This is a genomic window from Amycolatopsis nalaikhensis, from assembly GCF_030264295.1.
Classification (GTDB): Bacteria; Actinomycetota; Actinomycetes; order Mycobacteriales; family Pseudonocardiaceae; genus Amycolatopsis; species Amycolatopsis nalaikhensis.
The window spans coordinates 7,493,805-7,515,578 of sequence record NZ_CP127173.1 but is presented as its reverse complement, the minus strand read 5'-3'; the positions used below and the strand labels follow the sequence as shown (position 1 = coordinate 7,515,578).

Genomic DNA, 21,774 nt, shown 5'->3' with positions numbered 1-21,774 from the left:
GAGGTCTCCTCGCCGGGGCTCAGGACACCGGCGAGGAGACCTCCCTTTCTCCGCGGGCTGGTCGGACGTGGGGCTCAGCCGACGGAGGGGCCCATCCCGAGGGACTGCGGCGTGCTCGCGTCGGGCGAAGGCTGGTGCAGGCCTTCGTCCAGCGGGCCGAACTCGGTCATCAGCGCCGGGCTGCCACCCCACGGGGTCTGTTCCTCGGCGATCAGCGAGTTCGTGGTGAGCAGCAGGCCCGCCACAGACGCGCCGTTCTGCACCGCCGAGCGGCACACCCGCAGCGGGTCGACGACCCCCATCGAGATCATGTCGCCGTAGCGGTCGTGCAGCGCGTCGAATCCCTCGTCGTCGCCCAGCTCCCTTGTCCGCGCGACGATTTCGTGGGCCGGGTGCCCGGCGTTGTGGGCGATGAGGAACGCCGGTTCGGCCAGCGCCCGCCGGACGATCTCGACGCCGATCGCCTGGTCACCGTCCAAACCCAGGCCCTCCAACGCCTTCTCGGCGTGCAGGAGCGCCGCTCCCCCGCCGGCCACGATGCCCTCGGCCATCGCCGCCCGCGTCGCCGACAACGCGTCCTCGACCCGGTGCTGCAGTTCCTTCAGCTCGGCCGGGGTGGCCGCGCCGACCCGGACGACCGCGACCTTGCCGGTGAGGGCCCCGATCCGCTCGGTCAGGACGTCTTCGTCGACGCCGAACTGCGCGCGCTCCAGCTCCGCCCGCAGCTGCCCGACCCGGAACTCCACGGCGTCGGAAGAACCCGCACCGCCGACGATCGTGGTGCGGTTCTCGGTGACCCGGACCTGCTTGGCCCGGCCGAGGTGCTCCAGCGTCATCGTCTCCATCGTGAACCCGGACTGGCGCGAGAGCACCGCGCCGCCGACGATCGCGGCGAGGTCCTCCAGTTTGTGCAGCCGCCGGTCGCCGAACCCCGGCGCGCGGACGGCCACCGACTGGAAGGTGCCGTTCATGTGGTTGTGCACCAGCATGGACAACGCCGTGCCTTCGACGGTCTCGCCGATGACCACCAATGGCCGGGGCGCCCGCATCACCTTGTCCAGCAACGGCATCAGCTGCTGCACCTTGGTGATCTTCTCCGCGCACATCAGGATGTACGGGTCGTCGAGCACCGCCTCCAGCCGTCCCGGGTCGGTGACCAGGTACGGCGAGAGGTAGCCGTTGTCGAACTCGAAGCCTTCGACGAACTCGACGCTCATCCCGATCGACGGTGACTCCTCGACCGTCACCACCCCGCCGTCGCCGACGGTGTGCAGCGCCTTGGCGATCACCGCGCCGACGGCGTCGTCGTCGTTGGCCGAGATCGCCGCCACCCGCGCGTAGTCCTGTTCGGACACCACCGGGTGCGCCTGCTTCTCCAGGTGGGACACGAGCAGCCCGACGGCGTGGTCGATGCCCCGTTTGACGAGCACCGGGTTCCCGCCGCGCTCGATCGCCCGCATGCCTTCGCGGACGATCGCCTGGGCGAGCACGGTGGCCGTGGTGGTGCCGTCGCCGACGACGTCGTTGGTCTTGATCGCCGCTTCCTTGACCAGCTGCGCGCCCATGTTCTCGAACTGGTTCTTGAGGTGGATCTCGCGGGCGATGGTGACGCCGTCGTTGGTGACCACCGGCGAGCCGGTGATCTTCTCGATGATCACGTTGCGGCCCTTGGGGCCGAGGGTGGACTTGACCGCTTCGGCGAGCTTGTCGACGCCCGACAGCAGCAGGTCGCGGGCGTCCGAGCCGAACCGCAGTTCCTTCGCCATGACTTGCTCCTAGGGGGTGAGGATGGCCCGGCCGCGCACGCGCCCGGCGTCGAGGTCGGCCAGCGCGTCGAGCGCGGCGTCCAACGGGTACTTCTTCGTGTGCAGGGTGACCTTCCCGGCCTGGGCGAGCACCATCAGCTCCGCCAGGTCGTTGTAGGTGCCCACGAGGTTGCCGATGATGTTGCGCTCGGTGGAGATGATGTCGATCGTCGGGATGTCGATGTTGGAGCCGTAGCCGATCACGAAGTGCGACCCGGCACGCCGCGTCATCGCGAAGGCGTCCTGCTGAGCGCCCTGCTCGGCGACGAAGTCGAGGACGACCTCGGCGCCGTTGCCGCCGGTCAGGTCCAGCACGGCCTCGACCTGCTTGCCGCCGGCCAGCACGGTTTCGTCGGCACCGAGGGCCGACGCCAGCTCCAGCGCGTCGGCGTTGCGGTCGACCACGATCACGCGGGTCGCGCTCAGCGCCTTCAGCGACTGGATGCCGATGTGCCCGAGGCCGCCGGCGCCGTTGACGACGCAGGTCGTGCCCGGGTACAGCTGCGGGACGGCCTTGCGCACCGCGTGGTAGGCGGTGATGCCCGCGTCGGCGAGGGCGGCGACGTCTTCCGGCTGGGTCGAGGGATCGAGCTTGATGCACGCCCGCGCCGACGTCAGCAGGTACTCGGCCATCCCGCCGTCGGTGTTGATGCCCGGGAAGCTCCCGTTCGGGCAGTGCATGTCGTCGCCCGCGCGGCAGGCGTGGCACAGCCCGCACGTCGGCGTCGGGTGCAGGATGACGGTGTCGCCGACCTCGACGTTGGTGACCGCGGGGCCGACTTCGTGCACCCAGCCCGCGTTTTCGTGCCCGATCGTGTAGGGCAGTGCGACGCCGGATTTCTCCGCCCACTGCTCCTCGATGATGTGCAGGTCGGTGCGGCACACGCCGGCGCCGCCGATCTTCACGACGACGTCGAAGGGTCCGGTCGCGCGCGGCTCCGGGACGTCTTCGATCACCGGTTGCTGGTGGTACTTCTGCAGCCGCACGGCCTTCATCCCGTGCCCTCCTCTTCACTGGTCAGCGAGTACCGCGCGCGCAGCATGCCGCGGCAGACGCCGGAATTGGCCTCCATGCTCGTGCGGGTCAGCCGCGCGAAGGCCAGGTGCCGCTTCGCGTCGGCGGGGGCCACCGCCTGGCCGGTGGCCGGGTCGAGCAGCAGCGGGTCGCCGTCGCCCGCGGGCAGGCCCAGCTCGCGACGGCGGGCCCGCAGCCGGTCGAGGTCCGGGCTCGCTGGGACGTCGCCGAGGGTCAACGCCCGCGGGTCCCGGCCACCCAGTGACCGGCAGACGCGGTCGGTTCCCGCCAGCACCGCCTTGCGGACGAAGTCGTACCGCAGGGTGTCCAGCTCGTCGACGGCCTCGCCTTCGAACGACGCGACGAACCCCTGCCGGGCCGCCACCCCGCGGTTGATGACGTCGGCCGCGAAGTGGTCCTCCAGCCGGATGTCGAGCCCGGTCAGGCCGGGCACCCCGGCGACGGCGTCGTAGGCGTCGGCCACCATCAGGAACGCGAAGTTCGGCGCGCAGAAGTACGTCGGCAGCCGCAGCCGGATGACGGCGTGGCCCGCGTCGCTCACCTCGCAGCGGGCCACGAACCCGAGGTCGGTGAGGGGCTCGTCCAGCTCGGGATCGCGGACGGTGCCCAGCGCCGCCCACACGGCGGCGCGGGCCCCGAGCACCAGCGTCGTCATGAGTTCGGCACGCCGACGGGCTCGACGTTCTCCGGGTCCTTCGACCGGAAGCTCTTCCGGGACGTCGATGTCGTAGAGCCGGGCGGCGTTCAGCCCGAGGATCTTCTTCTTCTGGTCGACGGTGAGCGGCGGGAAGTCCGACAGCTCGTCGTCGCCCGGCATGTTCCAGTCGACGAAGCCCTCGACCTGCCACTTCGGTTCCCAGATGGCGTAGTCGGCGCCGAAGATCAGCTTGTCTTCGCCGAGCCAGAACATCAGCTCGCCCATGACCTTGGCGAAGAACTTCGGCCGGGCGTGCATCAGGCCGCCGATCACCACGGCGAGCCCCGCGTAGACGTTCCGCTCCTGGGTGGCCATGAAGCAGAAGTCCTCGATGCGCGGCAGGCCGACGTGCTCGACGACGAAGTTGAGGCCCTGGAAGTTCGTCGCCACGTGGTCCACATCGGACACGTCGAAGGCGTCCTTGTCGAGCGGCCAGATCGTCGGGCCCTTGTGGATGTGGATGTTCTTGACGCCCAGCGCCTCGCACTTTTCCAGGTACCGCGCGGCTTCCGGGTCCTTCAGGCTCCAGCCGCGGGAGTCACCGCGCCACTCGGCGGTGTAGAGCTTGACGCCCTTGCAGTTGTACCGCTTCACGCGCTCCTCGAAGGCCTTCATGCCCGCGTCGCCTTCCCGCGGGTCGAAGGTGGTGTTCACGAGGAACTTGTCCGGGTGCTTCTCGGCGAGCGCGCCGTCGTTCTCGGTGGTGTTGAAGCCGTTCTTGTACCACTGCCGCAGGTTCGTCGGCTGGAAGATGGCCTTGTCGACGTGCCCGGCCTCGAAGAGGTCGTGCATCATCAGCTCCTCGGAGTACTTCTGGAACCGGTCGAGCGGCCAGTGCGTCTCCTTCGGGCCGAGTCCCTGGTAGGCGTGGAAGCACTCGATCCAGCCCTTGGCGTATTCCTCCTGGCCCTCGACCCAGTTGTCCGGGCTGGCGTCCCAGAAGTGGGTGTGGCCGTCCACCACGAAGTATTTTTCGCCGTCTTTTTCGTACATGGTGATCCTTCCTGAGCGGATCGAGTGCTGCTGGGTGAAGCGCCCCAATGTGGCCTTGGTTGCGTCAGACGCACCGAAGGCCGCCTTGGGTGCGTCTGACGCACCGAAGGCCACATTGGGGCGGTCGGGCCGGGACCGGGTTACTTGATCGGCTTGAGGTCGAAGTCGAGGTACTCGGCCGCGTCCTCCGGGTTGGCGAACATGATCGTGCGGTCGTCTTCGTGGATCATCCGCCCGTAGTGGGTGGACATGCTCTCCTCGAACTCGGCCGCGTTGAACCAGCCCTCTTCCTCGCCCGCGGCCTCGTCGACCTCGGCGTAGACGACGTCCATGCGGCCGACCGCGTCGACCCGGATCATCGAGGGCAGCGGCGTGATGGTGACGTTGTCCTTCGTCCCCATGACCTCCGCGACGATGGCGCCCACCTGGTTGTTCATCAGGGTGAAGCCGCACATGTTGGACGCGCTGTTGTCGGCCTTGAACGGGCTTTCCGCGGTCTTGAAAACAGTCACTGGCCCAGCTCCTCAGGTGCCTTGAGGCCCAATTCGGACAGGATTCCGGCGAACCGGCTCTTCACCCGGTCGAGTCCGTCCTCGAACCGGATCGGCTTGGCGTCGGGCTGCGACCACAGCGGCTGCAGCGCCCGGGCGGCGGCGATGCAGCGCGGCACCCAGTCCTGCAGCCACTTCTGCAGCAGGGCCTTGTTGTGGTCGGCGAACTCCTTGTCGTTGACCAGCAGGTCGAACATCGGTTTCGTGTAGCGGAGGTCGCGTTCGGAGAAGTCGAACTCCTCGGCACCGATCAGCGTCGGCGTCACGAAGTCGCCGTTGGCCGGCGCGGCCTGCTGGACGAGGTTGCTGCGGAACAGCTCGCCGACGAGGGGCTCGAAGACGATGTTGGCGGCGAAGATCGCTTCGCCCCAGTCCCAGATCCCGGTCAGCTGCTCGGCGGTCTCGCGCACGCCCTGCCAGGCCGGGTCCTCGTTCCAGGTGGTCAGGTGGGCCGTGCCGTCGAAGCCGTCGATCTCCTCGGTCAGCGTCAGGTTGTACAGCGCCAGGTCCTGTGCCGCGCGGATCCGGTGCATGCTGTTCACCGAGATCGCGTTGTTGTGCATGTTCGTCGGCGCGCGGCGGTTCGCGTTGGCGAACAAGTACAGCCCCAGGCCGTGGTCGACGTGCATCCACGCGCCGACGTGCTTGGCGACGAACTCGACCCAGTTGCGGTTCCACTGCTCGAACGCCTTGGCCTGGCGGGCGGCGTCGATGTTCTGGTTCAGCTGGCGCACGACGTTCGCGTTGTAGCGGTAGAGGGTGAGCTCCCACTCTTCGTTGGGGTCGCGGAACTCGTGCCAGCCGTGGGCGGGCCAGTCGTAGCCCTTGCCGCCGGAGCCGGGGCTGCGTTCGGGCACCGGGCGGTCCGAGCCCCACGCCTTCAGCGCGGTCCACTCCAGCGGGTACCCGGCCTTGCCGTCGGCGAAGGCGTAGAGCCAGCCCTGGGACAGGTAGTGCCGCGGGTCGGGCTGGACCTCGACGGTGACGTCTTCGTAGTGGCTCTGCTTGCGCTTGGCCGGGGTGAAGTAGTTGTACTGGCGGGCATTGGAGTCCGGGAAGACCTTCGCGCCCGCTTCGGCGTCGGTGAACGCCGGCTTCGGCACGCTGCGTTCTTGGGTGGCTGTCATGGGTTCCTTACCCTTCGCCCGTGGTGGTGAACTTGTCGTAGAAGACGCGCTTGTCGGCGACGCCGAGCGCGGGCAGCAGTTCCAGCGCGGCTTCCACCATCGGCGGCGGGCCGCAGACGTAGGCGTCGGCTCCCGTCAGGTCGAGGCCCCCATCCTTCGGGGGTCCGGGTGGCGGAGCCCCCGGCCCGGGGCGAAGCCCCGGAACAGACGCAGCCCGGCGCAGGACGTCGGTGATCAGGCCGGCCTCGCCGTCCCAGCCGTCGTCTCCCGGCTCGGAAAGCGCTGGTACGTAACGGAAGTTCGGCAGCTTCTCCTCGAGCGCCCGCAGCTCCGCCTCGAAGCAGAGGTCGTGGCGGCGGCGGGCGCCGTAGTAGAAGACCGCCTTCCGGTCGAGGCCGCGCTCGGCCATGGACCGCAGCAGCGACAGGATCGGGGCCATCCCGGCGCCGCCGCCGACGAAGACCAGGTCCGCGCCCGGGTTGTCCCGGAGGGTGAACACCCCGAACGGGCCGGTCACCCGGAGCCGGTCGCCGACCGCGACTTCGGTGGCCAGGAACCGGGAGAACAACCCGTCGGGGTAGACCTTGATGACGAACTCCAGCAGCCCGTCGCGCGCCGAGGTGTTGGCCATCGAGAACGACCGCGTCTCCCCCGTCCCGGGCACCTCGAAGTCCAGGTACTGGCCGGGGAAGAACTTCAGCTCCCGGTCCAGCCGGACGACGAGGTGCCGCAGGTCGTGGGTGACGGGGTCGTTGGCGACGACCTCGGCTTCGGCCTCCTGGATCGGCAGCCCGGACTGGATCATCTCCTCGTCGTAGTTGAGGAGCTCGATCGTCAGGTCCTCGTAGGCGTGCGCCCGGCACAGCAGGGTGAACCCTTCCTCCTTTTCGTAGTCCGGGAGCGCGAAGGTCGAATACCGGTCGTGTTCGACGTCGTCGCCGTCGAGGATGAACGACTTGCACGCCGCGCACTGCCCTTCCTTGCAGCCGTGCATGAGCATGACGCCCTGCTCGGCGGCGGCGCGCAGGATCGTGGTGTCCTCGGCGACGTCGATCTCGATGCCGACCGGTTCGAACCGGACGCGGTGCTTCTCGGCCATGCCGGGCCCCGTCTCAGGCCTGCTGCGGTGCCGGGCGCCCGGCCGGGCCCTGGCGGTTGTAGTCGGCGACGAACGCGGCGCGCTCGGCGTCGGTCATCTGGTTGAGCAGCACGTTCGGCGACTGCACCTCGGGCATCCGGCGCAGGTGGTCGAGCGTCCACATCTTCTTCGGGTCCAGGTTCAGGTGCGGCTGGGCGACCATGGTCTTGCCGTCGTCGCGGACGAAGCCCATGTCGGAGACGACGTCGGCCCAGTTCCAGCCGTGGTAGAGCGTCTCCCACTCGCGGGCGCCGACCAGCTGGCCCATGTTCGGGGTGTTGCGGCCCTGGTAGGTGGGCCGGAACGCCTCGGCGTCGGTCCAGCGGCACGTCTCCGAGCAGTACGTGCGGTGCTGGCCGTCGACCTCGTCGACCACCATGTCCTCGCGGATGAGGCACGGCACCATGCACGTCCAGCAGCGGTGCGGGTACACGTAGTCGACGTCTTCGGCGACGATCGGGTGGTGCCCGTTCGGCGTCGCGAGGCGGGCGTAGTTCTCCCACCACTTGCCGTACTTGTCGTACCAGCCCGGGTACTTGTACTCGAACCACTCGAAGTCCTCGTCGGTCATCGGGTCGATGCGCCAGTAGTTGGCGAGCCACCCGGTGGCGAAGAACTGCGCGACCTCGTGGACGTAGCCCTTGTTCCAGATCCGGTTCCAGGCTTCCTCGATGAGGTCGTGCGGGATGACGAGGCCGTACTTCTCGAGCGGTACCAGGTACGAGCGGTAGTAGTCGTCGTAGATCCAGCGGCGCCACATCTCCGCGTAGCTTTCGCGGTCCTTGCGGCGGTCCTTCGTGCCGTACTCGATGAACGTGCCGATCGCGGCGTCGACGACGGCGTGGTTGTTCCACCACGCGTACCGCAGGTCGCGTTCGAGCAGCTGGTGGTTGCTCTCGTCCGACAGGGCCATCAGCAGGGTCGCGTACCCGTTGCTGATGTGGCGGGACTCGTCGGACTGCACCGAGTGGAACACCGTGGGCAGCAGGTAGTCGCCGTTGGCGGCGGCTTCGGCGGGCATGGCGACGAACAGCGTGTTGGTGAACGCCGTTTCCGCCACGATGGTCAGGTAGATGCTCGCCGCGGTGATGGCGTCACCGGTGATGAAGCCTTCGGCGAACTGGCGGCCGATGGTGCCGCAGTAGTCGTTCTGGAAGTTGCGCAGGCTCGAGTTGAAGCCCGCCGGGTCGATGTAGTTCTGCATGTACAGGCGCTTGAGGTTCTGCTGGATCGTCGAGTGGCGGACCTCGTCGATCATCTGGATGGCCTGGCCGTTGTGCAGTTCCGGGTTGGGGACCGTGCGGAACAGCAGCGGCATCGCCCGCGCGGCCGAGATCTCCGGCAGCGGGATGATGCTCAGGAACAGCTTCTGCCACTCCAGCCAGCGTTCCTGGACCTGGCGGAACATGTTGCCGCGGATCGCGCCGTCCTCGGCGCCGTAGACCCGGTGGTCCTTCTCCTCCTGCATCGGGAAGTACGAGCGGAGGACCTGCTTGAGCGGGTCCTTCTTCTTGGCCTTCTGGAAGGTGTAGTCGGTCCCGTAGTGCGAAACCGGGGTGTGGTACGCCGGTTCCCACGACAGTTCCTGGATCTTCTGGTGGGCTTTCGCCACACTCTGGCGACTCATGGATCACTCCTTCTCCGTGGCTCGCCGCCCGGGGCGTCCTGCGTTGACCATTGAAGGGGCGCGCGAGAGTGACGCGGGTCTCAATCTGAGACAGAACCGCTGCTCAGGGCGTTTCGCCCGAGCCGAGCATCCGGGCCCGCAGCGCGGCGAGCTCGTCGTGGATCCCGGCTTGCACGCGCGCGTCGCCCTCGACGGTCGGCGTGATCCCGAGGGCCCGCAGCAGTGCCGCGGCGGGCTCACCGGGATGACCCTCCCCGCCAAGGGTCGGGTGCAGTCCCTGCTCCGCCAGGTGGGTGAAGACCAGGTTGACGATCGTCCACGGGTTGTACGTTTCGGCGGCCATGACCTCATCGCACCGCCGCCGCGGGAGCGGGAGCGTCTCAATTTGAGACACCGCGGCGGAGCGGGCGGTTCTAGGCTGGACGGGCGGCACAACGGGTGTGCCCGCACCCACGTGGGCCGCGGGAAGCTGGAGGTCACGTGGACGACATCGCGCCCGGAGCCCTGCTCGCCGACGACGAGCTCGCCCGCACCCGGGTGCGCTTCCTGACCGCCGAACCGGTCCCGCCCGGATCGGTCCGCCAGACGATCCTGGCCTCGTGGCGGCGCTCGCGCGAGTTCCAGGTCCAGGCCGAGCGGATCGACCCGCTCTACCTCGGCGACCAGAACCTCGACATCCCGCTGATGCGCGGCGCGGAACCGGTGCTGCACAAGCTGGGCGAGCAGTTCGAGGGCCAGCCGATCAGCCTCATCCTCACCGACCCGAACGGCGTCGTGCTGACCCAGCGGACCGGCGACGCCGACCTGCGCCGCCACCTCGAGCGCGTCGAGCTCGTGCCCGGGTTCAGCTACGGCGAGCAGTCCGTCGGGACCAACGGCATCGGCACGGCACTGGAGGACGGCCGCGCGACGGCAGTGTTCGGCCACGAGCACTACGCCGAGCACCTGGAGAACCTGGCCTGCGCCGGCGTCCCGATCCACCACCCGATCTCCGGCAAGAAGATCGGCGCGGTCGACCTCACCTGCTGGTACCGGGACGCCGGCGGGCTGCTCATCGCGCTGGCCCGCTCGACGGCCGAGCAGATCCGCCAAGCCCTGCTGCGGCACAGCGATCTGCGGGAGATGATCCTCTTCCAGGCCTACCTGCAGACCTGCCGCCGCTGGACGGGCATCGTGCTGGCGTTCAACGACGACATCGTGATGATGAACGACCGGGCCCGGCAGCTGCTCGACCCGGCCGACCAGTCGGTGCTGCTCGGGCACGCCACCGAGGCACTGGCGGAGGGACGGCGGACCCCGGCGACGCTCGCGCTGTCGAGCGGGCTGCGCGTACGCGTGTTCTGCCGCCGCGTCCCCGGCCAGCGCGAGTCCGACACGGCGGGCGGCGTGCTGTCGGTGAAGCTGATCGAGGCGGACGAGACCCTCGCGGCACCGACGCCGATGCTGCCGATGTACCTGCCGGGCGTGGTCGGCTCGGCGCCGCTGTGGCTGCGCAGCGGGTACGACCTCGACACCGGTCACCAGCGCGGCGAGTGGATCGCGCTGGAGGGCGAGCCGGGCACCGGCAAGCTGACCCTGGCGAAGGGCCTGCACCAGCGCCACCACCCGGCGGCCCGGCTGCTGACCGTGGACGCCCCGGGCACCCAGGACTGGGACGTGCTGCTGCGCGAACACGCCGAAGCCCCGATCCGCACCCTGGTGATCCGCCACGCGGACCGGCTTTCGGCGCCGGCGGCGAACACGCTGGCCGGGGTGCTGCGCCAGCTGCGGGAGCGCGCCGACGCGCCGTGGGTGGTGCTCACGCTCGTGCCGGAAGCCGAGACCGAGCCCGCGCTGGCCGAGCTGCTGAAGGCGTTCCCGCGCACGGTCCGGGTGCCGCCGCTGCGCCACCACGTCGAGGACCTCGCGGAGCTGGTCCCGCTGGTGCTGAGCAAGCTCGGCTACGGCGGCAGGCTCACCTGTTCGGCCGCGGCACTGCACCTGCTGATGCGGGCGGAGTGGCCGGGCAACACCGGACAGCTCTACCGGGTCCTCAAGGCGGTGGCCCAGCGCCGCCGGGCGGGCACGATCCGGCCGGGCGACCTTCCGGCGGAGTTCCACGCGGTGACGCGCCGCCCGCTGAACCGCTTCGAGTCGATCGAGCGCGACGCGATCGTGCGGTGCCTGGAGGACGCCGACGGCAACAAGGTCCGGGCGGCGAAGCTGCTGGGGATCTCGCGGGCGACGATCTACCGCAAGATCCACGAGTACGGGATCGTGCCCCCGGCCCGCTGACCGTGCGCTAGGTTGGCCGGCGTGACCTGGCCGCCCGCCCCGATCCGGACCGAGCGGCTCGTGCTGCGCGAGTCCGAAGCCCGCGACCGCGCCACCTACGTCGAGCTGTTCGCCTCGCCGGAAGTGGGCACGTACATCGGTGGGTCCCGGCCGCGTGCCGAGGTCGAAGCCGCGGTGCCCGAGGTGCCGGGCCGCCGGTTCGGGTCGTTCGCGGTGGAGCTCGACGGCGCGATGATCGGCATGGTCACCCTCGACCGGAGCGAGGACGGGGAGACCGGGATCGGCTACCTGTTCCTGCCTGCGGCGTGGGGGCACGGGTACGCGGCGGAGGCGTGCGCGGCGGCGCTGGACTGGTTCGCGTCCGCCCGGCCCGGCGAGCCGGTGGCGCTGCGCACCCAGACGGCGAACACGGCGTCGCTGCGGCTCGCCGCGAAGCTGGGGTTCGCCGAGGTGAGGCGGTACGAGGAGTACGGCGCCGAGCAGTGGCTCGGCATCCGGCACCCCGCCCGCTGACGTCTTGAATGACTCATTCAGGTCTTCGGAGGTCCTGAATGACTCATTCACGACCTCCGGTGGGCGGTCAGCGGGCGGCCAGCTCCGCCAGCCGGTACGCCAGCTTCGCCCGCACCGGCGGCAGCGAGAACGCCAGCTTCATCACCGAGTTGCGCAGCACCCGGGCGACGCGCGGGCGCAGCGTCGCCATCCGCGTCATGCGGTCGGTGAACGCCACCACCTCGGTGGCCACCGGACGCCGCTTGGCCTCGTAGGTGTCCAGGAGCGCGTCCGGCTCCCCCGCGACCACCCTGGCCAGCAGGCGGCCCAGCTCGACGGCGTCCTGGATGCCCGTGTTCATGCCCTGGCCGCCGGCCGGGCTGTGGACGTGGGCCGCGTCGCCCGCCAGCAGGACGCGACCGGCGCGGTAGTGGTCGGCGACCCGGTGGTGCACGCGGAACCGCGAGCTCCACAGGACTTCGGTGACCCGCGTCCGGGCGCCCTCCGGGCCGCGCGCGTCCACAATGGACTGGATGTCGGCGACGCCGGGGCGTTCGGGGGCCTCGGCGACCGTGGCGACCACGCGGTAGCGGTCGGCCGCGCCGGGCAGCGGCGCGACCACCGTGACGCCCTCCGGCGACAGGTGCAGGCTGACCTCTTCGCGGTCCAGCGGCCAGCTCATCCGGACGTCGGCCAGCACGAACGACTCGGCGTAGGTGGCGCCGGTGAACCCGATGCCCGCTTCGTCGCGCACGCGGCTGTGCATGCCGTCGGCACCGATGACGTACTTCGCGCGCACGGTGCCGGCTGACGTCGTGACGGTGACCCCGGTCGCGTCCCCGGCGACGGCCGTCACCTCGACCGGGCGGTGGACGTCGCCGCCCGCCTCGCGCAGCCGCGCCAGCAGCACGGCCTCGGTGCGGTCCTGCGGCACCATCAGCGTGTACGGGTAGTCGGTGGGCAGCCCGGCGAAGGGCACTCGGGCGAGGACCGCGGCGCCGTCGCGGACGGTGAACGTCGGAACCACGACACCCAGCTCCTTCAGGCGGTCGGTGACGCCGAGCTCGGCCAGCACCTCCAGCGTGCGGGCGTGCACCACGCAGGCCCGCGAGGTGTTCGCACCTTCGGCCTGGCGGTCGACCAGCACGAAGTCGACCCCGGCGTCGGCCAGCGCGATCGCGGCGGCGAGCCCGGCGGGACCGGCTCCGACGACGAGCACATCGGTACGGGCGGGCAGGGACATGGCGGCACCTCCGAGTTTGCCAACAACTGTTGGCATCGACTGTAGGCATCGCCGGGCTGGCCTGTCAACAAGTGTTGGCCTACACTTGTTGACATGGCTGAGTCCCCCGCCGCTCCGACGCCACCCGGGCGGCCATCCTCGAAGCCGCCCGCCGCCGCTTCGCCGCCGACGGCTTCCGCCGCGCGACGATCCGCTCGATCGCCGCCGACGCGGACATCGACCCGTCGATGGTGATGCGCTACTACGGCAGCAAGGACGGCCTGTTCGCGGCGGCCGTGGACGTCGAGCTCGAGCTGCCGGACCTCGGCGCGGCCGACCCGGCCACCGTCGGCGAGCTGCTGACCCGCCAGTTCCTCGCGTTGTGGGAACGGCCGCCGACCGACGAGATCCTCCTGACGCTGCTGCGGTCGGCGGTGGCGGACGACGCGGTCGTCGAGAAGATCCGGGAGGTGTTCGCGCGCCAGGTGACCCCGGCGGTGCTGCGCTTCGGCGACCCGGCCGACGCCCCGCGCCGTGCCGGGCTGATCGTCAGCCAGCTGTTCGGCCTGGCGCTGACGCGGTACGTGCTGCGCCTGCCGCCGGTCGTCGCGCTGACCCCGGCCGAGATCGTCGAGGAGGTCGGCCCGACGGTGCAGCGCTACCTCGCGGGCGCCTGACCCGGCGGCGGGAACGCGCCGCGTTCGTCGTGGACTTCGCGGCCGGTGAGGGGCGGGTCGAAGACGCAGAGCGCGCGGAACTCGGTGTGGGCGTGCAAGGTGTGGCGCTGGTGGGCGTCGGCCAGGTACAGCACGCCGGGCTCGAGGGGGTGGGTCTGCCCGGTCTCGTCGACCAGCTCGCCCCGGCCCTCGACGACGTAGACCGCTTCGACGTGGTTGAGGTACTGCATCTCCAGCTCCGCGCCCGCGTGCACCACGGTGTCGTTGAGCGAGAATCCGACGCCGTCCCCGGCGAGCAGCAGACGGCGGCTGGTCCACAGAGGACCGCGCACTTCCCGTTCGGTGCCGGTGACTTCGGCCAGCGAGTGAATGATCATGCCTCCGATCCTGGTAGCCGGTCGGCGTCCCGGACAGGGGCGGGAACGCCCCGTGACCGCTAAGATTCCGCCATGCCGTCCGGCCGCCCTCACACCGTCGCGGTGGCGGCTTTCGACGGGCTGGCGTCCTACGAATTCGGCACCGTGGTCGAGGTGTTCGGGAGGCCGGAGTACGACCTGCGGGTGTGCGCACCGGGGCAGGAGGACGTGTTCGCGGCGGCCGACACGCAGATCGTCGTGGCGGTACCGGACGTCGAGGGCGAAGTCCCGCCCCGGCTCGTGGCCGCCCTGCGGGACGGGCACGAACGTGGCGCCCGCGTCGTCTCGATCTGTTCGGGGGTGTTCGCGCTGGCCGCGGCCGGGCTGCTCGACGGCCGCGAGGCGACGACGCACTGGCAGTACACGGAGCTGTTGCGCCGACGCCACCCGCGGATCCTGGTCCGGCCCGACGTGCTGTACGTGGATGGCGGAGACGTCCTCACGGGCGCGGGCAACGCCGCGGCGCTGGACCTGTGCCTGCACCTCGTGCGCGCGGACCACGGAGCCGCGGTCGCCAACGCGGTGGCGCGGCACTTGCTGGTCCCGGCGCACCGGGAGGGCGACCAGGCTCAGGTCGCCGTGGCGGCGGTGCGCGAACCGGCGGCGGGCGACGGGGTGGAGCGCGCGATGGCGTGGGCGCTGGACCACCTCGCCTCGCCGATCACGGTGGCCGAACTGGCGCGCCGGGCGCACCTCGCGCCGCGGACGTTCCTGCGGCACTTCGCTCAGCGGACCGGGACCAGCCCGCTGAGGTGGGTGGTCGCCCAGCGGATCGCGGCCAGCTTGCCACTGCTGGCCCACGGTGCGCTGCCGGTGGAGGAGGTGGGTGCCGCCGTGGGTATCGCCAGCCCGGCGACCTTTCGGCACCACTTCACGCGAGCGATGAAGATGTCGCCATCGGCGTACCGGCGGGCTGCCCGCGACGGTTGAGGTCACTTGGGCGGTGGGTTCACCGCCGCCGCGACGTCGGCCAGTGTCTTCTCGTCCACCAACCCCGTGTCCTCCAGCACCTCCATGTGGTCGAGGACCGTCTGGTTCGCCTGGCGCGCGTGCCGCCGGATCACGTCGTTCCGCGTGCCCGCGCGGACTTCGGCGATCGTGGCGAAGATCTTGCCGTGCGATGCTCGCAGCAGGTTCACGAACAGCTTGTCGAACTCGAGGCCCTGCGCCGCCGTCAGCTGCCGGACCCAGCCCTGCTGTTCCGCGCTGGCCTGGTCGGGCAGCGTCACCCCCAGCATCTTCGCGTCCTCGCGGACCAGCTGGTCGAGGTGGGAGTGCCCGTCCAGCAGGTGCAGCCCGGCGCGTTTCACCGCCTCGCTGCTGGCGTGGGTCTGCGCGAGGTCGCCCGCGGGCATCTCCCACAGCCCGGCCTGGCGCACCTTGACCAGGAACGTCTTGTCCAGCTCGGTGACCGGCCCCGCCCCGCCGATGTCGCCGGCCGCCGCGGAGCCCGGCCGCATCGCCGCCATGTCGTGCGCGTACGCCGGGACCTGCGCCGCGGCGGGCTGTTCGGCGCTGGCCCGCAGCACCATGACCGATCCCACGCCGACCACGGCGAGGGTGGCCACGACGACCAGCACGGCCCGGGCCCTGACCTTGGCCGTCATGCCACGGTGATCCGGCATCGTTCCTCCTTCTGACGGGTGCCTGCACGGGGTACACGGCTCCGGTCGCCACGGAGTTCACCGGAATTTCGAAAGATTTCCCTTGCGGGTCAACGGGTTTCGCGCGACAAAGAGTCCATTGTGGGCGCGCGGAAGACCGGCCGGTCGAGTGCCGGGGTCCCCATCTTGACCGAAGCTCTTGCGATTGGCAAGTATTGCGGCATGCAAATCCTCGAAGACGCCGACCCGGACGTGGTGGCCCTGGACGGCCTCACGCTGGTCCTGGTCGGGATCGCGTGGGAGTGCGCGCACGCCGCCCCGCCCGAGGTCACCTTCCCGCAGACGCGCCTGCTGCTCATCCTCGACCGCCTGGGCCGGGTCCCGAGCTCGCGCCTGGCGGCGGCGATGGGGGTCAACGCGTCGTCGGTGACGCGGCTGGCCGACCGCCTGGAAGGCCTCGGCTACGTCGCCCGCGGCCGCGACGAGCGCAACCGCAGCGTCGTCACCCTGGAGGTCACCGAAGCGGGCCGCGAGCTGGTGGCGCAGGTCCTCGACCGGCGGCACGCCGCATTGGGTGCCCTGCTGGACCGCCTGCCGGCGACGCAGCGCAAGGCCGCGGCGACGGCGGCCCGCAGGCTGGTGCACGCGGCCGAGACGGTCCCGGCGCTGGGCCCGGTCCCGCTGTGAGTGCCATCCTGGACGGCATGCCGACCCGCTGGACCTGCCCCCGCTGCGACCGCGAGTTCGCGCGCGCCGGCCAGGGCCACACGTGCGTGCCGGGCTGCACGGTCGAGGACACGTTCGCGGGCAAGCCGCCGTGGCAGCGCGAGGTGTACGACGCGGTCCTCGAGCACGTGCACACCCTCGGCGACGTCCACGAGGACGCCGTCAAGGTCGGGGTGTTCCTGAAGCGGGAGCACAAGCTCGCCGAGCTGCGCCCCCGCTCCCGCGACGTGCTGGTGTACCTGTGGTTGCCACATCCGGTGACGACGGCCCGCATCGCCCCGGCCGGCTGGGCCAAAGGGGCTCGGGTCGGGCACAAGCTCAGCCTGCGCGGGGTGTCCGATGTGGACGACGAGGTGCGGGACTGGTTCACGCTCGCCTTCGAGACGTCCTGAACCGCTAGGGCGTGTCTGACAAACATTCTGGATGGTGGCTGGGATGCTGTTGGTCGTGTCGCGGTTTCAGTTGCTCTCGGATGCTCAGTGGGCGTTGATCGAGGATCTACTGCCGGCCCGCACCGGTAAGCGTGGGCGGCCGTTCTCGGATGCACGGGCGATGGTCGAGGGGATCATCTATCGGTATCGGTGCGGACTGGCGTGGCGGGATGTGCCGGCGGTGTTCGGTCCGTGGCAGACAATCTGGACCTGGCATCGCCGGATGGCCGGTGACGGCACCTGGGACACCGTCCTGCAGCGCCTGCTCACCGAAGCCGACGCCGCGGGCATGGTGGACTGGTCGGTGTCGGTGGATTCCACGATCGCCCGAGCGCATCAGCACGCCACCAACATCACCCGCCCCACAGGGGGCTGGGTCGAACTACACGGATCTGCTCGCCGAGCCGCCTGATCATGCGATCGGCCGATCCCGCGGCGGGTGGAGCACCAAGGTGCACCACCTCGTCGACGGGAACGGCCGGCCGCTGGTGATGTTGGTCGGGCCGGGCCAGGCCGGGGACGCGCCGATGTTCCCGCATCTGATGCGGCACCTGCGGATCCCTCGAACTGGACACGGTCGGGCTCGTACCCGGCCCGACAGGGTCCGCGGTGACAAGGCTTACTCCTCGCGAGCGATCCGCAGTCATCTGCGCGGCCGCGGCATCACCGCCGTGATCCCGGAGCCTGCTGATCAGGCCGGGCACCGCAAACGCCGCGGTTCCCGCGGCGGGCGGCCGCCCGCCTTCGACCCGGTGGACTACCGCGGCCGCAACGTTGCCGAACGCCGGTTCAACCTGCTCAAACAATGGCGAGGCCTGGCCACCCGCTATGACAAGCTCGCCATCGTCTACCGCTCAGCAGTCGTCCTCCACGCCGTGATCACCTGGACCAAAACATTGTCAGACACGCCCTAGTACTGCAACGACACTTCGTGATGGCCGCGTCGTCGGTAGTGGCTGGCACGCGCCCGGGCTTGGCTGGCTCGTCGCCATCGTGACCAGTGCATCGCATGCTGGCTTGTGCGGCGGATCGGTGCGGTGACGCGGTTGAGCAGTCTGCGAATTTCGTTGGAGGTGAGCGGTATCAGGCCGGGTGTGGATCCCCTTTTTTCGCGGCGTCTCGAGTGAGGACGAGAAACGCCGCTGCCGCCATGGAGAGGGTGATATGCCGATACCATGCTTCGTATCGGCGGACCTGGTAGTGGTCGAGTCCTGTTTCGTTTTTCGCGGTTTGGAAACTTTCTTCGATTGCCCAGCGGCTTCCGGCGACGCGCACCAGTTCGCGGATGTCGGTGCCGGCGGGGCCGAAGCAAATGTAATAGGCGATATCGGTGGGATCGCTGACAGAGCGGCGGGCCAGCAGCCAGTGGCCGACTTCTTGTCGGCGTAGAGGCCGGATGTCGACCACCGCCCAATCGTAGATCCGTTGCCCGTGCGCTCCATCGCCGCAGGACAGACGTTGCCAGGCGGCCGGTTCGACCTCCGCGATGACGGCGCGGGCGCGTCGTTGCCGCAGATCCATGGAAATCACCATTTGGGACTTGGGTACGGCGAGTACATGTGCGATATCGTGTTCTTCCAGCCAGAGCCGCAGCCGCCCGACCTGCCCGTAGGCTTCATCAGCGGTGAACCACGCAAACGGGATTCTCGCGGCGAGCGCGCGTTCCACCATCAGTTGTGCCAACTCGGGCTTGGTCGCGAATCCGACGTCGTCGGGAATGCCGGCCGCAGCGCACCGGCCCCGATCCGCGATCCACTCTTTCGGCAGGTACAACTCGCGATCGATCAAAGCTCGTCCCCGATCCGAGGCGTACGCCAAGAACACGCCGATCTGCGAATTCTCGACTCGCCCGGCCGTGCCCGAATACTGGCGCGCCACGCCGGCGGATTTCGTGCCCTTCTTCACGAATCCGGTCTCATCGGCGATCAACACGCCGCGTTCGGCGTCCCCGAGCACGTCGACCACCGCATCACGCACGTCATCACGCATGCCCTCGGCGTCCCAGGCGTAGAAGTTCAGCAGCCGCTGCATGCCCTGCGGACCCGCCTCGCCCGCCATCTCGGCCAGGGTCCAGCCGTTCTTGCGCTCGGCTTCCGCCAGCAGGCCCCGCAGGTAGGACACCATTTGCCGCCGGGGCTCCACCCGGGAAAACCGCGTCGCGAACCGCCCCGCGAACGCAGCGAAACGCGCCGACCAGTCCGTCACCATCTCCAGCACACAAGATCAACTACACGACCAACGAACCAGAGCCTAACCGACACGCGGATCAATCCATCACGAAGTGTCGTTGCAGTACTAGTCCGCTGACGCCAGGTGACCCCAGCGTCCCGGGCGTCCGGGCAGCGAGGCATCGTTCTCCGCGGGCGGATCGACGACGACCAGCGCGCCGGGAAAATCGTGGTCGGCTTCCTCCGGGTAGGCGTCCTCGTCGACCACTTCGCCGCCCAGCCGCACCGTCGTCGGCCGCCGGGGCGGGTCGAGCCGGACCCGCACCCCGCCGAACTCGGCGTTCGCGCCGAACTCGGCTCCGGTGAACTTCGCGACACCGCCGAACGTGGCCCGGGTGAACCAGGCCTCCCGGAAACGAGCGCCTCGGAACCCCGCGGCCCCGGCGAAGTCGGCGCCGTCGAAGGCCGCGAGCCAGCCGAACCCGGCCTCGGCGAAGGCGGCGTCCGCGCCGAACCGCACCTCGGAAAACCGCGCCCACTCGCGGAACCCGGCGCCCCCGAACGCGGCGGAATCCGCGAACTCCGCTTCCCCGAAGTCGGCCACGCCGGTGAAGGTGGCCAGTCCGAACCCGGCCACCCCGTCGAACCGGGCCTCGGCGAAGTCGGCCCGCCCGGCGAACTCGGCCCGGTGGAACCGCGCGGCCCGCACCCGGCACCGGCCGAGGTCGAACTCGACGAGCGTCGCGTCGGTCAGGTCGAGGTCGATGTCCCGCCAGAACTCCGCCGCGTCGTCAGGGCGGAGGTGGGCGCCGAGGATCCGCTGAGCGGTCAGGCGGACCTGCAGCTCCTGCCGGCGGCGTTCGTTCTCCTCCCCCGCGGATTCGGACTCGTCCGGCGGCGCATACGGCATCCGCAGGTAGGCGCAGAGCACGTTGACGATCGTCTGGCGCTGGGCGGGCGTGCCGCGGGCGAGATCCTCCAAGGCGTACAGGCCGGCGAGGCGGACCGGGGCCTTCTCCGCGCCCAGCTGGTCCGAAGCCTTGGTGAACCGTTCGGCGAAGAGCTTGATCTCTTCGCGCTGCTCGGCCGCTTCGCCGAGCTGCTGCCTGCGGTAGGCCACGACCAGCGCCACGACCGCGCCCGCCCCGCCGACCACCGCGAGCACGATCTTGGCGAAGTCGAAGCTCTCCCCGGGCGTCCACCGGCCGGCCGCGCGGATCGGCGGACGGCCCAGCAACCACCACGCCACGGCGCCGACGCCGACCGCGGCGACGACGGCGACGGCGAGCAGGACGGCGATGTTGAGGCCCAGCGAGATGCGGAGGCGGGGCCGGTCGTGCGGCGCGCGGGACGGCATGACCCAGCGTCATACCGTCCCGGCGGAGGTGCGCACAACCTCGAGCCGCGTCAGGAGTTAGCCGGACCCGTCCAGCCTTCGGGCACGTGGCCGATGCGAACCCGCTGCGGGTGGTCGCCCACCGGGACCGACACCCGCTTCTGCCCTGTCGCGAAGTCGATCGCGGTGACCCGGTCGGCGCCCGCCTCCGAGATCACGCACGCGCTCCCGTCCCCGCTCACCGTCGCCCAGTACGGCTTCACCGCCGGCACCAACGGCCCCTGCTGCAGGGTCGCGCGGTCGACCACCGTCGCGTAGTCGTCCATCGTCCCGGCGATGCACAGCTTGTCGCCCGCCGGGCTCATCGACATCCCGTGGTGGCGCGAGTCGTTGACGAACGTCGTGCGATCGTCGCTCGTGGCCGGGTTCTTCGGCAGCTCCTTGAGCCGCGTGATCTTGTCGGTCGCGACGTCGTACTCCAGGAAGCCGTTGAAGAACGACACCTGGAAGTACAGCTTCGACTCGTCCGGGGTGAACGCGACCGGGCGCACGGCGTCCGACAGGTCGCGGCGCCCGAACGCGTCGAGCCGCTGCCGCATGTCGATCACCTTCACCTGGCGGAACGTCGCGGCGTCGACGACCGTGATCCGCCGGTCCCCCTTGGTGAAGTCCCAGCCCGGGTCGTCGAGGTCGGTGTTCACCTCGCCGATCGACATGTTCCACAGGTAGCGGCCGCCGTCGGTGAAGACGTTTTCGTGCGGCTTGTCGCCGGTGGCGAACGAGCCGACCTGCTGTCCCGTCACGATGTCCAGCACGTGCACCGTGTTGGACGTCGACGCCGACACCGCGACGCGGCGGCCGTCCGGCGACACCGCCATGTGGTCGGACCGGAAGCCCGACACCGGGAAGCGCCAGTTGATCCGGCCGGTCGCGAGGTTGACCGACACGACGTCGGCGAAGCTCGGCCGCGACGCCACCACCGACGAGCCGTCCGGGGTGGTGTACATGTCGTCGACGAACTGGTCGTGGCCCTCGCCGGGCCCGTTGCGGATGCCGAGGAAGAACGCGAGCTTGACCGGGTTCAGGTAGATCTCCGCCAGCCGCGCGTCCTTGTCCGGGATGATGTTCACCCGCCCGATGCGGGCGAAGCTGCCCCGTGACTCGATGACGTCCGCCGTGCCTTCCCAGTTGTTGCCGACGAACATCACCTCCCGCAGCGCGGCCGGGGCGCCGATCGCCGGCACCGCCGCCCCGGTCGCCAGCACGGCCGCCGCGGAGAAGAGGGACGCCACTCGGGAGAGGTAGGACCGTTTGCGCACGGGAGACACCTTTCGACGGTGAAGAGGTGCGGCTATCGCGAGGTAACGCGGTTACTGTCCGGTATCGTCACGATAACCGGCGACCGGAAGGGGTCCGGTAGGTCCGTTCGGCCAACAACGCGGGCAGCTGGTTGT

At 70.0% G+C, this 21,774-nt stretch carries 22 protein-coding genes and 1 pseudogene; 8 read left to right on the top strand and 15 right to left on the bottom strand.

Annotated features, from left to right (window positions below; translation table 11 throughout):
- Positions 1 to 74: 74 nt before the first annotated feature.
- The 9 genes and pseudogenes from groL to QP939_RS36720 all read right to left on the bottom strand — a co-directional run bounded on the left by groL (position 75) and on the right by QP939_RS36720 (position 9,317).
- Positions 75 to 1,766, bottom strand: a complete 1,692-nt coding sequence (groL, locus tag QP939_RS36760; protein WP_285451000.1) for a chaperonin GroEL — start codon at positions 1,764 to 1,766, stop codon at positions 75 to 77.
- A gap of 9 nt (positions 1,767 to 1,775) precedes the next feature.
- Positions 1,776 to 2,801 (bottom strand): NAD(P)-dependent alcohol dehydrogenase, encoded by a 1,026-nt coding sequence (locus QP939_RS36755; RefSeq protein ID WP_285450999.1) that lies wholly within the window; start codon positions 2,799 to 2,801, stop codon positions 1,776 to 1,778.
- Positions 2,798 to 3,496 (bottom strand): iron-sulfur cluster assembly protein, encoded by a 699-nt coding sequence (locus tag QP939_RS36750; protein WP_285450998.1) that lies wholly within the window; start codon positions 3,494 to 3,496, stop codon positions 2,798 to 2,800. The genes QP939_RS36755 and QP939_RS36750 overlap by 4 nt, the downstream gene beginning before the upstream one ends.
- A 126-nt stretch (positions 3,497 to 3,622) precedes the next feature.
- Positions 3,623 to 4,531 (bottom strand): annotated as a pseudogene (locus tag QP939_RS36745) (amidohydrolase family protein); the annotation flags it as partial.
- Between the two features lie 140 nt (positions 4,532 to 4,671).
- On the bottom strand, positions 4,672 to 5,043 hold the full coding sequence (mimD, locus tag QP939_RS36740; RefSeq protein ID WP_285450997.1) for a propane 2-monooxygenase effector subunit MimD: 372 nt from the start codon (positions 5,041 to 5,043) through the stop codon (positions 4,672 to 4,674).
- Positions 5,040 to 6,209, bottom strand: a complete 1,170-nt coding sequence (locus QP939_RS36735; protein WP_285450996.1) for a ferritin family protein — start codon at positions 6,207 to 6,209, stop codon at positions 5,040 to 5,042. The genes mimD and QP939_RS36735 overlap by 4 nt, the downstream gene beginning before the upstream one ends.
- A 7-nt stretch (positions 6,210 to 6,216) precedes the next feature.
- Positions 6,217 to 7,308 (bottom strand): NADH:ubiquinone reductase (Na(+)-transporting) subunit F, encoded by a 1,092-nt coding sequence (locus QP939_RS36730; RefSeq protein WP_285450995.1) that lies wholly within the window; start codon positions 7,306 to 7,308, stop codon positions 6,217 to 6,219.
- A 13-nt stretch (positions 7,309 to 7,321) separates the two neighbouring features.
- Positions 7,322 to 8,974, bottom strand: coding sequence for a ferritin family protein (locus QP939_RS36725; RefSeq protein ID WP_285450994.1), 1,653 nt, complete (start codon positions 8,972 to 8,974; stop codon positions 7,322 to 7,324).
- A 103-nt stretch (positions 8,975 to 9,077) separates the two neighbouring features.
- Positions 9,078 to 9,317: a hypothetical protein gene (locus QP939_RS36720; RefSeq protein WP_285450993.1), complete on the bottom strand. Its 240-nt coding sequence runs from the start codon at positions 9,315 to 9,317 to the stop codon at positions 9,078 to 9,080.
- 137 nt (positions 9,318 to 9,454) lie between these two features.
- Between QP939_RS36720 and QP939_RS36715 the strand changes: the two genes are divergently transcribed.
- A complete protein-coding gene (locus QP939_RS36715; RefSeq protein WP_285450992.1) occupies positions 9,455 to 11,248 on the top strand; it encodes a sigma-54-dependent Fis family transcriptional regulator in 1,794 nt (597 codons plus the stop codon).
- 21 nt (positions 11,249 to 11,269) lie between these two features.
- Positions 11,270 to 11,761: a GNAT family N-acetyltransferase gene (locus tag QP939_RS36710; protein ID WP_285450991.1), complete on the top strand. Its 492-nt coding sequence runs from the start codon at positions 11,270 to 11,272 to the stop codon at positions 11,759 to 11,761.
- A 67-nt stretch (positions 11,762 to 11,828) separates the two neighbouring features.
- Here QP939_RS36710 and QP939_RS36705 read toward each other — a convergent pair whose 3' ends face one another.
- The gene (locus QP939_RS36705; RefSeq protein ID WP_285450990.1) at positions 11,829 to 12,983 is read right to left on the bottom strand and encodes an FAD-dependent monooxygenase; all 1,155 of its coding nucleotides are present in this window, start codon (positions 12,981 to 12,983) and stop codon (positions 11,829 to 11,831) included.
- Between the two features lie 134 nt (positions 12,984 to 13,117).
- Here QP939_RS36705 and QP939_RS36700 point away from each other — a divergent pair, with 134 nt between their 5' ends.
- A complete protein-coding gene (locus tag QP939_RS36700) occupies positions 13,118 to 13,639 on the top strand; it encodes a TetR/AcrR family transcriptional regulator (RefSeq protein ID WP_285459929.1) in 522 nt (173 codons plus the stop codon).
- Here the strand turns inward: QP939_RS36700 and QP939_RS36695 are convergent.
- Entirely contained in the window at positions 13,621 to 14,016 is a 396-nt protein-coding gene (locus tag QP939_RS36695; RefSeq protein WP_285450989.1) for an ectoine synthase, read from the bottom strand. The two genes, QP939_RS36700 and QP939_RS36695, sit on opposite strands and share 19 nt — an antisense overlap.
- 72 nt (positions 14,017 to 14,088) lie before the next feature.
- On the opposite strand from QP939_RS36695, the gene QP939_RS36690 reads away from it, so the two are divergent.
- Positions 14,089 to 14,985, top strand: coding sequence for a helix-turn-helix domain-containing protein (locus QP939_RS36690; RefSeq protein WP_285450988.1), 897 nt, complete (start codon positions 14,089 to 14,091; stop codon positions 14,983 to 14,985).
- Between the two features lie 2 nt (positions 14,986 to 14,987).
- Here the strand turns inward: QP939_RS36690 and QP939_RS36685 are convergent, their stop codons facing one another.
- Positions 14,988 to 15,680, bottom strand: coding sequence for a DUF4142 domain-containing protein (locus QP939_RS36685; RefSeq protein WP_285450987.1), 693 nt, complete (start codon positions 15,678 to 15,680; stop codon positions 14,988 to 14,990).
- A 201-nt stretch (positions 15,681 to 15,881) separates the two neighbouring features.
- On the opposite strand from QP939_RS36685, the gene QP939_RS36680 reads away from it, so the two are divergent.
- Genes QP939_RS36680 through QP939_RS52280 form a run of 4 tightly spaced genes read left to right on the top strand, consistent with a single transcriptional unit; the run spans position 15,882 to position 17,730 of the window.
- On the top strand, positions 15,882 to 16,346 hold the full coding sequence (locus QP939_RS36680) for a MarR family transcriptional regulator (protein WP_285450986.1): 465 nt from the start codon (positions 15,882 to 15,884) through the stop codon (positions 16,344 to 16,346).
- Positions 16,343 to 16,777, top strand: a complete 435-nt coding sequence (locus QP939_RS36675) for a DUF5655 domain-containing protein (RefSeq protein ID WP_285450985.1) — start codon at positions 16,343 to 16,345, stop codon at positions 16,775 to 16,777. The genes QP939_RS36680 and QP939_RS36675 overlap by 4 nt, the downstream gene beginning before the upstream one ends.
- A 43-nt stretch (positions 16,778 to 16,820) precedes the next feature.
- Entirely contained in the window at positions 16,821 to 17,228 is a 408-nt protein-coding gene (locus QP939_RS52285; protein ID WP_414641854.1) for a transposase, read from the top strand.
- A gap of 40 nt (positions 17,229 to 17,268) precedes the next feature.
- Positions 17,269 to 17,730, top strand: a complete 462-nt coding sequence (locus tag QP939_RS52280) for a transposase (RefSeq protein ID WP_414641853.1) — start codon at positions 17,269 to 17,271, stop codon at positions 17,728 to 17,730.
- A 169-nt stretch (positions 17,731 to 17,899) separates the two neighbouring features.
- Here QP939_RS52280 and QP939_RS36665 read toward each other — a convergent pair whose 3' ends face one another.
- From QP939_RS36665 to QP939_RS36655, 3 genes are all read right to left on the bottom strand, one after another.
- Positions 17,900 to 19,024 carry an IS701 family transposase gene (locus tag QP939_RS36665; protein WP_434219669.1) on the bottom strand — a complete coding sequence of 375 codons (1,125 nt, stop codon included), beginning with the start codon at positions 19,022 to 19,024 and terminating at the stop codon, positions 17,900 to 17,902.
- An 87-nt stretch (positions 19,025 to 19,111) separates the two neighbouring features.
- Complete coding sequence (locus QP939_RS36660; protein ID WP_285450984.1) at positions 19,112 to 20,341, bottom strand: pentapeptide repeat-containing protein; 1,230 nt, start codon at positions 20,339 to 20,341, stop codon at positions 19,112 to 19,114.
- Positions 20,342 to 20,391: 50 nt separating this feature from the next.
- Positions 20,392 to 21,639, bottom strand: a complete 1,248-nt coding sequence (locus QP939_RS36655; protein WP_434219596.1) for a YncE family protein — start codon at positions 21,637 to 21,639, stop codon at positions 20,392 to 20,394.
- Positions 21,640 to 21,774: the final 135 nt, after the last annotated feature.

Coding starts and splice junctions, on each gene's coding strand:
- QP939_RS36750 (WP_285450998.1), bottom strand. CDS start 3,496: ATGACGACGCTGGTGCTCGGGGCCCGCGCCGCCGTGTGGGCGGCGCTG.
- QP939_RS52285 (WP_414641854.1), top strand. CDS start 16,821: ATGCTGTTGGTCGTGTCGCGGTTTCAGTTGCTCTCGGATGCTCAGTGG.
- groL (WP_285451000.1), bottom strand. CDS start 1,766: ATGGCGAAGGAACTGCGGTTCGGCTCGGACGCCCGCGACCTGCTGCTG.
- QP939_RS36685 (WP_285450987.1), bottom strand. CDS start 15,680: ATGCCGGATCACCGTGGCATGACGGCCAAGGTCAGGGCCCGGGCCGTG.
- QP939_RS36665 (WP_434219669.1), bottom strand. CDS start 19,024: ATGGTGACGGACTGGTCGGCGCGTTTCGCTGCGTTCGCGGGGCGGTTC.
- QP939_RS36705 (WP_285450990.1), bottom strand. CDS start 12,983: ATGTCCCTGCCCGCCCGTACCGATGTGCTCGTCGTCGGAGCCGGTCCC.
- QP939_RS36730 (WP_285450995.1), bottom strand. CDS start 7,308: ATGGCCGAGAAGCACCGCGTCCGGTTCGAACCGGTCGGCATCGAGATC.
- QP939_RS36720 (WP_285450993.1), bottom strand. CDS start 9,317: ATGGCCGCCGAAACGTACAACCCGTGGACGATCGTCAACCTGGTCTTC.
- QP939_RS36680 (WP_285450986.1), top strand. CDS start 15,882: ATGCAAATCCTCGAAGACGCCGACCCGGACGTGGTGGCCCTGGACGGC.
- QP939_RS36735 (WP_285450996.1), bottom strand. CDS start 6,209: ATGACAGCCACCCAAGAACGCAGCGTGCCGAAGCCGGCGTTCACCGAC.
- QP939_RS36695 (WP_285450989.1), bottom strand. CDS start 14,016: ATGATCATTCACTCGCTGGCCGAAGTCACCGGCACCGAACGGGAAGTG.
- QP939_RS36725 (WP_285450994.1), bottom strand. CDS start 8,974: ATGAGTCGCCAGAGTGTGGCGAAAGCCCACCAGAAGATCCAGGAACTG.
- QP939_RS36690 (WP_285450988.1), top strand. CDS start 14,089: ATGCCGTCCGGCCGCCCTCACACCGTCGCGGTGGCGGCTTTCGACGGG.
- QP939_RS36755 (WP_285450999.1), bottom strand. CDS start 2,801: ATGAAGGCCGTGCGGCTGCAGAAGTACCACCAGCAACCGGTGATCGAA.
- QP939_RS36660 (WP_285450984.1), bottom strand. CDS start 20,341: ATGCCGTCCCGCGCGCCGCACGACCGGCCCCGCCTCCGCATCTCGCTG.